Origin of the sequence: Streptosporangium sp. H16, assembly GCF_051918855.1 — a bacterium.
GTDB lineage: Bacteria > Actinomycetota > Actinomycetes > Streptosporangiales > Streptosporangiaceae > Streptosporangium.
This window is the reverse complement of record NZ_JBPXMD010000044.1, coordinates 34,487-45,205: the sequence shown is the minus strand read 5'-3', so window position 1 is coordinate 45,205 and position 10,719 is coordinate 34,487. Positions and strand designations below refer to the sequence as shown.

General features: G+C 69.7%; 10 protein-coding genes and 1 pseudogene. 3 read left to right on the top strand and 8 right to left on the bottom strand.

Features of this window, described 5'->3' with window-relative positions:
* From ACTOQ2_RS39335 to ACTOQ2_RS39320, 4 genes and pseudogenes are all read right to left on the bottom strand, one after another.
* Positions 1 to 191: Tn3 family transposase (locus tag ACTOQ2_RS39335; RefSeq protein ID WP_440106396.1), on the bottom strand; the 191-nt coding region annotated here is incomplete at its 3' end.
* A gap of 25 nt (positions 192 to 216) precedes the next feature.
* A pseudogene (locus ACTOQ2_RS39330) lies at positions 217 to 285 on the bottom strand (hypothetical protein); the annotation flags it as partial.
* 14 nt (positions 286 to 299) lie between these two features.
* Complete coding sequence (locus ACTOQ2_RS39325; RefSeq protein WP_440106394.1) at positions 300 to 2,084, bottom strand: DUF4158 domain-containing protein; 1,785 nt, start codon at positions 2,082 to 2,084, stop codon at positions 300 to 302.
* Positions 2,085 to 2,249: 165 nt separating this feature from the next.
* Positions 2,250 to 2,507 (bottom strand): cation-transporting P-type ATPase, encoded by a 258-nt coding sequence (locus ACTOQ2_RS39320; protein WP_440106392.1) that lies wholly within the window; start codon positions 2,505 to 2,507, stop codon positions 2,250 to 2,252.
* Positions 2,508 to 2,705: 198 nt separating this feature from the next.
* Here ACTOQ2_RS39320 and ACTOQ2_RS39315 point away from each other — a divergent pair, with 198 nt between their 5' ends.
* Positions 2,706 to 2,963: a dsRBD fold-containing protein gene (locus ACTOQ2_RS39315; protein WP_440106391.1), complete on the top strand. Its 258-nt coding sequence runs from the start codon at positions 2,706 to 2,708 to the stop codon at positions 2,961 to 2,963.
* On the opposite strand, the gene ACTOQ2_RS39310 is transcribed toward ACTOQ2_RS39315, so the two are convergent.
* The 3 genes from ACTOQ2_RS39310 to ACTOQ2_RS39300 are packed head-to-tail and all read right to left on the bottom strand — an operon-like array spanning position 2,955 to position 5,180.
* Complete coding sequence (locus tag ACTOQ2_RS39310; protein WP_440106389.1) at positions 2,955 to 3,668, bottom strand: universal stress protein; 714 nt, start codon at positions 3,666 to 3,668, stop codon at positions 2,955 to 2,957. The two genes, ACTOQ2_RS39315 and ACTOQ2_RS39310, sit on opposite strands and share 9 nt — an antisense overlap.
* Before the next feature lie 49 nt (positions 3,669 to 3,717).
* Positions 3,718 to 4,761, bottom strand: a complete 1,044-nt coding sequence (locus ACTOQ2_RS39305) for a glycosyl hydrolase family 65 protein (protein WP_440106386.1) — start codon at positions 4,759 to 4,761, stop codon at positions 3,718 to 3,720.
* Positions 4,758 to 5,180 (bottom strand): hypothetical protein, encoded by a 423-nt coding sequence (locus ACTOQ2_RS39300; protein ID WP_440106384.1) that lies wholly within the window; start codon positions 5,178 to 5,180, stop codon positions 4,758 to 4,760. Before ACTOQ2_RS39300 ends, ACTOQ2_RS39305 begins: the two co-directional genes overlap by 4 nt.
* A gap of 437 nt (positions 5,181 to 5,617) precedes the next feature.
* Here ACTOQ2_RS39300 and ACTOQ2_RS39295 point away from each other — a divergent pair, with 437 nt between their 5' ends.
* Both ACTOQ2_RS39295 and ACTOQ2_RS39290 read left to right on the top strand, forming a co-directional pair.
* Entirely contained in the window at positions 5,618 to 7,600 is a 1,983-nt protein-coding gene (locus ACTOQ2_RS39295) for a hypothetical protein (RefSeq protein WP_440106382.1), read from the top strand.
* Positions 7,601 to 8,305: 705 nt separating this feature from the next.
* A complete protein-coding gene (locus tag ACTOQ2_RS39290) occupies positions 8,306 to 8,992 on the top strand; it encodes a CBS domain-containing protein (RefSeq protein ID WP_440106380.1) in 687 nt (228 codons plus the stop codon).
* 94 nt (positions 8,993 to 9,086) lie between these two features.
* Here the strand turns inward: ACTOQ2_RS39290 and ACTOQ2_RS39285 are convergent, their stop codons facing one another.
* Complete coding sequence (locus ACTOQ2_RS39285; protein WP_440106378.1) at positions 9,087 to 10,409, bottom strand: phosphoribosyltransferase family protein; 1,323 nt, start codon at positions 10,407 to 10,409, stop codon at positions 9,087 to 9,089.
* Positions 10,410 to 10,719 lie beyond the last annotated feature (310 nt).

The following is a 10,719-nucleotide window of genomic DNA, read 5'->3' as shown; positions in this document are numbered from 1 at the left end:
AGCTCGATCTTTCCCCGGGCGAATGTGTTCAGCGGTCCGTAGTCGGCCAAGGCGCTGATCCGCCAGCCCTTCTGGTCGGGCAGGTCAGCCAGGGCTGGCCGGTAGGAGATGCCCAGCAGCTCCAGGAGGCCGAAGACGACGTCTGAGTAAGAACCCTGTGTCCGAGACGACGATCTCCGGCAGGTCGCCACCGTCCAAGCCGAAGATGACGTCGACCATGTGCAGGGAGTCGCGGATCGTCCCGGACACGACCTTCGCGCCGCGCCCCATGCCGCGGTCGTTCATGGCGTTCAGCCAGGTCATGCCGCGTTTGGAGCCGAAGTACTTGCGGTTATCGCCTTCACCCCGGTCAGGTGGATCTTCCCCTCCCCGTCCACCCGGACGTCGGGGTTGGCGACCAAGCGCCCGCCAACTTCGCGGAGGGCGGCGTCCAGGGTGCGGGAGTGCTCGGCCAGCAGCACGTCAGGGTCGGCGGGGAGGCTGAGCGCGGTCAGTGCGTCGGGCCGGATCGCCGCCCACTGAGCGCCTTCCAGCAGCTCGGCCTGGGGGTTGCGCCACTTGGTGGAGGCGTAGGTGTAGATCTCGCGGCGCTTCAGACCGCGCCGGAACCGCTCCAGCACGCAGAAGGCGTAGGCGTGCCGGTTCACCGCGCCACCCTCGTGGGCGGGGTGGCCGAACACCAGGCGCTTCCACGGGCCGGTGACCACACCGGCGTCGATCAGGCGGCCGGGGATCAGCGGGGCGGCCAGGCGGCTGCGGTGGACCAGTACCTCCGGCAGCGCCTTCATCGCCTCCAGCACCGGTGTGCCCTCGGCGTTCGCGCCGAAGGTGATCGTCTCGGGCAGGACCTTCAAGAACCCCGACACGGTGGTGTACCGGCCGACCAGCTCGGTCCGCCAGTCATCGGAATCAGCGGCATCGGCCGACGGCACGTTCTCGTTCACCAGCACCAGCGCGGCCCGCAAGTCGGCGCGGGAGATAACCGTCTCGATCGCCTCCCACACCTCCGCCACACGAACCTCCTCGTCCTCCCCGCCCCACCCGTCGGACTCGAACAACGCCTGCACCGCGACCGCCAGCCGGGCCGAGGCCTTGGCGAGCTTGGGGTGCTTGCGGACCTTCTCCTTGTTCGCAGCCATCTGCGCCTTGTTCAACAGCTCGGTCGCCATCAACAGGTCCAGCAGCTCCAGAGTGTCGTCAACCGACTTGCCCTCCAGATGCCGGACCATGGCCAGCAGAGTCGCCAACCGGCGGCCGTCACCGTGCCGACGCAGCGCCGAGGCGTCCGCCCGCATCCCGTACTTGGCCAGCTCACCCAACCGGCGCTGCGGCACCAGAGCCTCCGCGCCCAGGTCCGCGAGCTCCAGCCCCAGGATCTCCGCCACCTGGTCGAGAGCTTTGATGATCGTCGGGCCGGACGCTCGCGGTGGCACGCCCTTGCGCCACCGCTCCAGATCCGACACCCGCGACCCCAGCGGTACTTCCAGCAGCTGGTCCAGGACGTAACGCTGGCCGATGGTCAACAGGCCTTCCAGCACGCCCCACAACCGCTTGGTCGTGTCGTCGCGGATCTTCGCGACCAGCCGCGCCAGCGTCGTCACGCCCGGCAGCAACACCTTCCGCTCGCGCAGCCACCCCACTCCGTCGGTGAAAATCGCTTTTGGGCCATCCCCGGATGTCCAGGACCGGGCCGCCACCCACGCTACAAACTCGCCCTCGACCGAGGCGAAGTCCTTCCACTGGTAGACCTGCCGGATCTCCTGCTGATGATCGAACGGCGTCGGCCTCCGCTCGGTGTACCGCTTCACCTGCGACGGGTCCTCAACCCCCAGCTGCTCAGCTACGAACTCCAGCACCACCCCCGGCACATCCAGGGGATCTTCAAGGAACGTCCCGAGCCACCGCACCGTCACGAGCTGGAGGGCGAACCCCAGCCTCATGTGCTCGCCGCGCCGCCGTCCGACCAACGCCCGATCCTCGTCATCGAGGAAGAACACCCGCTCCAGATCAGTCTGCGCCGGCGGCCCCGCGAACCGCCCGTACGCAGCCGCCTCATCATCGGTCAGGAAATCCACCATCGGCATACGCCGCAAAGTAGGACCGACCCACCAGCAACCGGACCCAGAGCCACCGAACCGTTACAAGATCCGTGTCCGCCCGATGCCACCCGCATCAGACCGGCCAGTCACGATTAGCAGCGCCCGCCAGGCTCCTTATCGTGACTGGCCGCTTGGTTGCTGCTCAAGGGCCTATTCCTGGACGAACGCGAACGCGCCGTTCAACACCACCACCGCGATGGCCAGCGCCGGCCGGGGCATGCCCGCCAGGAGGGCCAGTCCCGCCGCGGCCCACAGCAGCAACGCGAAGAAGTGGACCATCTCGCGGATCAGCAGCACACCGGCCGGCGTCCGCCTGCCCTCGGGAAGCGTGTTCGGCCCCTCGCCGGCGAGACGCCGGGCCGCCTGCGCCCCCGTCAGCCCCGACCGTGTGCGAGAGGTGGTCGACATACCTCAATGCTTCCAACCGGAAGGTTCACCGGCGTAGAGGAGATCGTCGCAGGAGGGCGGGACCTTCGGCCTCGCGGACCTCCGGGCCTGACGGCCGGTACGGAAGTCCTCCGATCTCGGGGCTTTCTGCCCTGTTCGGGGACAAGGCCCCTGACCAGCGTGGATGGTGAACGCTCATGCGATCGGAGGGGGTCTTCCATGCACGCCAAGCAATGGACCGTACAGATCCACATCACCGAAGACGGCGACACCACCTCCGCCCGGGCGGTGCTGTCCACCGGGGACCGCACCTACCTGGCCGGGGCCGGCCACGCGTGCCGCAACCCGGCCGACCCGCAGGTACCCGAGATCGGCGACGAGCTCGCGGCCGCCCGCGCGCTGGCCGACCTGGCCGGCAGGTTGCTCGCCGTCGGCTCCGAGGACATCGCCCAGGTCAGCGGCCCCACCTCATGGTGAGGGCCCCTCATGCCGCGCCACCGGGATCAGCATGACCGGGACGCGGGCGCCGGCCACGGTTTCGCGCACGGTTCGCGCTCTTCCCTCGTCGAGGTGCTGGGACCATCCCAGCGCGATGAGATCCACACGCTCCGCCGCCACCACGTTCACCACCTGCTCTCCCGCCACTCCGCTGCGAAGCTCCATGCGCACCCCGGGGTACGCACAGCGACGGGCCAGGAACTCCTGCTCCCACGCCTGCCGGGCGTGTGCGGCCTGGTCCCAGAAGCGGGGAACGGTCGCCTCGTCGAAGACGTGCAGGACCACCAGATCGACGCCGGTACGGGTGAACAGCCCCGCGGTCTCGGTGACGGCGGCCGCGGCCTCGAAGGAGCCGTCCAGCGGCAGGAGCACCCGGGAGATGACGTGGCCGGACGCCGCCGGCTCCGCCGGTGAGGAAGGCAGCAGGACGACCGGTTTGGTGGAGCGGCGCACGATCCACCAGGACGTGACCGGAGTTGAGGCGTCACCGGCGAGGACGCCGAGAACCGTGCTCGTACGCTCCAGCTCGCGAAGCACCATCGTCGCGCTGTCCTGCGCCCGGGAGCCGACGGCGAGGTGAATCTCTCGAACACCCGTGCGCAGAACCTCCGCCATCGCCCGGGCGACGCCGGTCACGGCCGTGGCCGCGCCCGCGTCGCCGACAACGGCCAGCACGTCTTTCATGCCCGCTCCCCTCCGTGCGTCATCTCTCCGTGCGTCATCTCTCCGTGCGTCATCGGCGCCGTGGCAGGCGGGCGGAGCCGGCCACGTCCTGCGGGTCGCCGGCGCCCAGCCGTAGCCGCAGCGCTCCATCGGTTCGCACCTCGACCGCCTCCCGGGTGATGTCCGGCCGCACCCGGCGGCCCAGGCAGCGAATCCGCACGCCGAGGCTTCCCCACGCCGCGGGAAGCCGGGGGTCGAGGCACAGGATCCCGCTGTGCACCCGCGCTCCCGCGAAGCCGGTGAGCAGTGCCTGCCACACGCCCCCGAACGTGGCCAGGTGCAGGCCGGTGGCGGTGGTCCCGGTCAGATCGTCCAGATCCAGGGCCAGCGCGGTGCGCAGCAGGCTCAGCGCCTCGTCCGGGCGGCCCGCCCGGGCCAGCGAACAGGTGGTGATCGCCGGTGAGAGCGACGAGCCGTGAGCGGTACGGGGGCCGTAGAAGTCGAGGTTGGCCTCCAGCGAGCCCGCCTCGACCTCCTCGGGGACCAGGTGGTGAAGCATGAGGACATCGGGCTGTTTGATGATCTGTGTGGCGGCCAGCCGGTCACGGCCGAGCAGCAGGTCGGCGGCCACCGGCGGGACGGCGACCCGCGCCATCGTCAGCGGCTCCAGCCCGAAGTACCCGGCGAACTGCTCGTGCCTGCCCGAGGCCCTGCCCGAGGCGGGGTCGCAGCCGTCCACCAGGCGGTCCGCGAGCACGCGCCACCGGCGGCCCTCCTCGCCGCCGGAGGCGACGAGCTCGGCCGCCCGCCGCAGGTTCCACCGGGCCATCACGTTGGTGAACGCGTTGTCCGTCACCGCCTCGTGGTACTCGTCCGGCCCGATCACCTCACCGATGTGGGCCCGTCCGTCGTCATCCACCTGACAGCGCGACGTCCAGTAGCGGGCGGTCTCGATCAGGAGAGGGCGTGCGGGCCCGGCCAGGAATCCGTCGTCGCCGCTCCAGCGCGCGTAGTGGACGGCGGCCCAGGCGACGTCGGCGGTGATGTGCTCCTCCATCGGCCCGGTGAGGATGGCGACGGTCTCGCCGCCCAGATGCCCGCGGGCGGGGGTCACCTCCTCGCCCGTGGCGGCGGACTCCCAGGGGAAACGCGTACCGGAAAAGCCCAGGGCGGTGCGCGGGCCCGGGCCGCCGCCAGGCGGCGGAGCCGGTAGACGACCATGGCCCTGGCCGCGGCGGGATGCATGCTCACCAGGGCCGGCAGGACGAACACGTCGGCGTCCCAGAAGACATGACCGGCGTAGGCCTCACCTGACAGCCCTCGCGCGCCGACGGCCACCTCCTCACCACATCCGGCACTGCTCCAGAGGTGAAACAGTGCGAACCGTACGGCGCGCTGCGCTTCGGGATCATCGGGGATGCGGACGTCCACGGCCTCCCAGCGCGCGGCCCACGCCGCCCGCTGTTCGGCGAGCAGCCGGTCGAAGCCGAGCTCTCCGGCCGCCTCCAGCGCCGCGACGGCATCGCGCGGCACCGGCCGGCGGGCGGGGTGCGACGATCCGCCCGGACCAGCACGCCGACGCGCAGATCGAGCACGCGCAGATCCTCCTCGGGAGGCGTCCGCAGGATGAGCCCGGTCCACTGAGGGTCCGGCAGGCGCTGCCCGCCGGCGCCTCGCACATGAGGCAGTCGAAGGCCTCGACGGCAGCAGCTGGATCGGCAGGCTCGCTCATGTCGCAGAACCTACCGGGACCACCATTTCGAGAAGATGGTTTGCGAGAGGTTCTGAGAACGACGGTCAGGGACAAACAGGACGCGTGTCGCCGGTGTTCGCCGTCTCGCAGAACTGGTCGTTTCTGCGAATCGCGCACTTTGCGATCCAAGGGATGGGTCGGGCATGAAGGTTGCCAAGACAGGTGGTGACCTTGGAGGCTCTCCTTACCGACGCGTGCGACCTTCCAGGAGTGCCCTGTGATCATCGAGGATCTGTCCGAGCCGGAACTCGCCCTCTGGGAGGCGTTTCCCACAGCGCGTCCTGTGGATCTTCCTGGCACCCCCGTTCGGGCTGCGATCATCGCAAGGATGTTGCTCGGCGCCCGGGAACGCCTTGCAGGGCAGACGCCCGGCCTGCACCTGTCCGGCGCCCGGATCGCGGGCCGATTGGACCTGTCGTACGCCGAGGTACAGCACCCTCTGATCTTGACCAAGTGTGAGTTCGAGGAAGCGCCGGTCTTCACCGGAGCCCGCACCGGCCTGGTGGACCTCGCGGCCTCCCGGGCACCCGGACTGCAGGCTGTAGACGCTGTGATCGGCGGGGCACTGCGCCTGGAAGGCTGCGAGATGTCCGGCCCGATCCAGCTCGCCGGGGCCCATGTGTCCGGGACACTGAATCTCAGCGGCGCAGCGATCCACGCACTTCAGGCTGTCCATGCCGACGGCCTGATTGTCGACCGTGATCTTCTGTGCGCGAACGCCGTCATCGACGGTGAGTTACGTGTTGTTGGCGCCAGGATCGGCGGGACGATGACCCTCGATGGCGCACGGGTCGGGCGGTCAGGCGGCTTCAGCCTCACCGCCGAGGGGGTCGTCATCGACGGCGGGTTGTCGTGTGCCCGCGGTTTCCGCTCCTGGGGGGAGCTGAGCGTACAGGACGCCCGGATAGGGCGCCGGTGCGTCTTCAGCGGAGCCCAGCTGTCCAACCCGGACGGCATCGCCCTGAACGCGGAGAGACTCGGTGTCGAGGGCGGGCTGCGCATCGATGACGGCTTCTCGGCCGAAGGTGAAGTCCTTCTGCGCGGAGCCCGCGTGGCCGGTTCGCTCCGTTTCGCGCAGGCGAGCCTCGCCAATCCGGGAAGACGCGCGCTGAACGCGCCGCTGATGGAGATCAGCAGCGGACTGCGACTCACACCAGGTTTTGCGGCGAACGGAGAGGTCTTTCTGGACTCCACCCAGGTCCGCGGATCGGTCAACCTCGACGGCGGGACGTTGTCCAACCCGGGTGCGACGGCGCTTTCCCTGCGTCGGCTGGGGGTCACCGGCAGGCTCAGCTGCAGCAAAGGCTTCCGTGCCGACGGGGAGATCGTGCTCATCAACGCCCGAATCGAGGGCAGCTTGGAGTTTCACGGTGCCGCCCTCAGTAATCCCGGCGGGCGAGTTCTGTCCCTATGGGAGGTGAGCGCGGGCGGGGGCATCGACTGCTGCGAAGGCTTCACGGCCACGGGAGACGTCTCGATCAGGAACTCCCGGATCGCCGCCACACTGTGCCTTGCGGAGACCACCATCGACGGTGACCTTTACCTTCGTGGTGTAGAAGCGGCTTCGCTGAAGATCGGGCCCCGGACGGAACTGCTGCGGGCCGTCGACCTTCGCCACAGTCGGGTCGGCGTGCTCGATGACACTCCCAGCCGGTGGCCTGCTCACGTCCTGATGAACGGCTTCACCTATGACGGCCTGGAGGCTCCCCTGCCTGTCCAGGAGCGACTTGACTGGCTGGCCAGGGAGGCCTACCAACCTCAACCCTATGAGCAGTTGGCCGCCGTCTACCGTCGGCAGGGTCACGATGAGGCTGCTCGAGACGTGCTGCTGGCCAAACAGCGTCGCCGCCGCACGGGGCAACGGCTCGGGGCGCGGCTGTGGGGATATGTGCAGGACTGGACCGTCGGGTACGGCTACCGACCCTTCCGCGCTGCGCTCTGGCTCGCAGCCCTTCTCCTTATCGGCACGGTCGTTTTCACCGCCCACCAGCCACCGGCCTTCAAGCCAGGCGAGGCTCCCCCCTTCAACGCCTTCCTCTACACCCTGGACCTGCTCCTCCCGATCATCAGCTTCGGACAGGAGAGCTCCTTCGGCCCGCGCGGCGCACAACAGTGGCTCGCCGCAGCGATGATCATTGCAGGCTGGATCCTCGCAACGACCATCCTGGCAGGCCTCACTCGCGCACTCTCGCGCCAATAACGCGACCAGAAGCGGCCACCTTGACACCCTCTCAGCAGCCACTGACAGGGTGATCTACCTGGGAGCCGGCGCCACGGCCAGCAGAGCACCCCCGCCCCCATCATCACCCAGAGTTGCTTTGCCCCGGGTGACGCGGACCCGAGTGGGAGGCCGTGACCGAGGCCTTCGCGTCGCCGGGACCTCCCCCGCCGGCCGGCCGGAAACGATCGCCCACGACCAGCACCGGTCCCACGCCGATTCCCCGCTCGGCCAGGCAGGGCTCCGGGTCGTCCATCAGCCCCCACGTCGTCTTCCGGCGAGACCGGCCAGGGCGGCCTCGCCTCACCGTCGCCACGACGGCCACGGCGAGCTCCCCGGCTCCGGCGGGCGGAGAGCCCGAGGACGCGAGCACCCGCCGAACGGGGCGTCGGGCCGCCGACCCCGTGCCGCGGGGGCCGCCTCCAGGTTCGCGCGCCGTCCGCCGTCGCGGCAGAGCCTTCCACCCCCGGTGGAAGGGACTTTCGTCCCGTTTCCTCAGGACTCATCGCCGATGGGCACCGGATCACTTCGCCGGGTTTCGCCAGGCGAGGTGTCGCGCCGGCAGATCGGGCCATCCGGCCACGCCGTGAAGGACCTTCGGCTCTGCTCGCGGCTCCCGAACTCCCCATAACGTCAGAATTTAGAGTTATGTGGGGGTTTGTCATGAGAATGACCGTTCAGGATGTTATGACGACAAACGTCGCGACGGTGAGGGAGAACGCCTCGTTCCACGAGGTCGCCGAGACCCTCATCACCGCGGGCATCGGCGGGGTGCCGGTGACGGACGGCGCCGCCCACGTGCTCGGCGTCGTCTCCGAGGCCGACCTGCTGCGCAAGGAGGAGTTCAAACAGCGCTACCACTGCGAACGCTACCGGCCGTCGCTTCGCGCGTGGCTCCGTCACCGTGTGAACGGCGAGAGCGGCATTCGGAAAAAGGCCGAAGGCGAGACCGCGGGGGAGCTGATGAGCCGCCCCGCCATCGTCGTCACCGCCGACTCCCCCGTGGTGCTCGCCGCCCGGATGATGGACCGGCACGGGATCGGGCGGCTGCCGGTCGTGCGCGCCGACGGCGAGCTGGCCGGTATCGTCAGCCGCCGGGACCTGATCAAGGTGTTCGTCCGCGGCGACGACGAGATCAAGCGCCGCATACGTGATGACATCGTCGCCCGCGCCCTGGGGCCGGATCCCGGCGCCGTCGAGATCGAGGTTCGAGACGGCGTCGTGCGGCTCCGCGGGCGCGTGGACGAACGCAGTCAGGCCATCACCCTCGCGCAGATGACGCGGAACCTCGACGGGGTGGTCAGCGTGATCGACGAGGTTACCTGGCGAGAGGATGACATCGTGCCCATGTCGGTCATCTGGGGCGGAGCCTGATCGCCCGCGCCACCCGGCGACGGCAAGGCGTTCACCTCCCGCCCGCACGAGGAGGGATCGGCTTCGAGGCTCCGGCGAGGGAAACCGGAGGTCCTCAGTTCATCGACGGCCCGAAGTGGTCGGCGAACCAGTCGCGCGCGAGAACCGCGACGGTCTCGAGTGTTCCCGGCTCTTCGAACAGGTGTGTGGCATCGGGGACGATCTGGAGCAGGTTCTCGCAACGCAACTGCCCCTGCGCCGCCCTGTTGAGGTCGATCACCGCCTCGTCGCGGCCTCCCACGATCAGGAGGGTCGCCGCCCGCACCGCGGGAAGTCGCGGCCCGGCCAGATCGGGCCGCCCACCCCGGGAGACCACGGCGGCGACCTCGCAGCCCGGTTCCGCCGCCGCCCACAGCGCGGCCGCGGCTCCGGTGCTGGCCCCGAAATAACCGACCGGGATGCCCGCCACCTCGGGCCGATCCCCCAGCCGGTCCGTCACCTGGACAAGCCTGCCGGCCAGCAACCCGATGTCGAACACGTTGCCCCGGTCGAACTCCTCCTCCGGGGTGAGCAGGTCGAACAACAGCGTCGCCAGACCCGCGCGGTTGAGCGTCGAGGCCACATACCGGTTGCGCGGGCTGTGCCGGCTGCTGCCGCTGCCGTGCACGAACACCACCACCCCTGCGGCGTTCTGCGGAACGACGAGCCGGCCGGGCAGCCGGACCCCTCCGGCCTCCATCCGAACCTCCCCGTCGGGCTCGGGCGGATCGGCTTCCCGCGTGTTCTCCTCGCGCTCGTCCCCCGAGGCTCCGGCCCGGCGCAGCAGCTCGACCACTTGATCATCGGTGGTCTGGGAGAAATCGCGGTACCAGGCACCGATCGCGTAGAAGAACTCCGGCGTCTGCAGGCAGACCACCTCGTCGGCGACCTTGCGCAGGCTCTCGATCGTCTCCGGCGCTCCCACCGGAACCGCCAGCACCACCCGTGAGGCACCACGCGCACGGGCCACCTGGCAGGCGGCACGAGCCGTCCCGCCGGTGGCGATGCCGTCATCGACCACGATCACCGTGCGGCCCGCCAGATCCACCGGGGCACGGTCCCCGCGCAGGCGGCGCCCGCGGCGCAGGAGTTCGGCCCGCTCCAGCTCCTCCACCATGGTCATCTCTTCCTGGGTGAGATTCGCGCGCCACACGATGTCGCGATCGATCACGCGCACCCCGCCCTCCCCGAGGGCGCCGAACCCGACCTCGGGCTGGAACGGCACCCCGAGCTTGCGAACGATGATCACATCCAGCGGCGCGCCAAGGACCCTGGCCACCTCGAACGCCACCGGAACGCCGCCCCTGGGCAGCCCCACGACGACCACGTTCTCAGCGCCGGCGAACCCGCGCAGCCGCTCGGCCAGCCGCGTTCCCGCATCATGGCGATCAACGAACATCTCGTCCACCTCGCAACCTGCGATGAAAAGACCCCACTCACCACCTTCGACGGGGAAACCACGTCGGCGATAGGGCTGAAAGTCCTGATTGACGACCTCGTATGCGGGAACCGGCCCACCGGTTCCGCACAGGACAGCTCCACAGAAAAGGCCGCATCGTTCTCACGTCGGCCGCGGCCGGAGCACTCGAGCCCGCCCGAGGTCCGATCCTCGAAGGACGAAAGTCCCCGGGCCGCGCGGGCCGGAGCGGCACATGGCCGTGGGGGGACCTCCCGTCAGGCGGTGGTGACGTCCTCCGATCCGTGCCTCT

Bases quoted from the DNA above. Each gene is read 5' to 3' on its own strand.
- ACTOQ2_RS39285 (WP_440106378.1), bottom strand. From the start codon at position 10,409: ATGTTCGTTGATCGCCATGATGCGGGAACGCGGCTGGCCGAGCGGCTG.
- ACTOQ2_RS39325 (WP_440106394.1), bottom strand. From the start codon at position 2,084: ATGCCGATGGTGGATTTCCTGACCGATGATGAGGCGGCTGCGTACGGG.
- ACTOQ2_RS39320 (WP_440106392.1), bottom strand. From the start codon at position 2,507: ATGTCGACCACCTCTCGCACACGGTCGGGGCTGACGGGGGCGCAGGCG.
- ACTOQ2_RS39290 (WP_440106380.1), top strand. From the start codon at position 8,306: ATGACGACAAACGTCGCGACGGTGAGGGAGAACGCCTCGTTCCACGAG.
- ACTOQ2_RS39315 (WP_440106391.1), top strand. From the start codon at position 2,706: ATGCACGCCAAGCAATGGACCGTACAGATCCACATCACCGAAGACGGC.
- ACTOQ2_RS39310 (WP_440106389.1), bottom strand. From the start codon at position 3,668: ATGAAAGACGTGCTGGCCGTTGTCGGCGACGCGGGCGCGGCCACGGCC.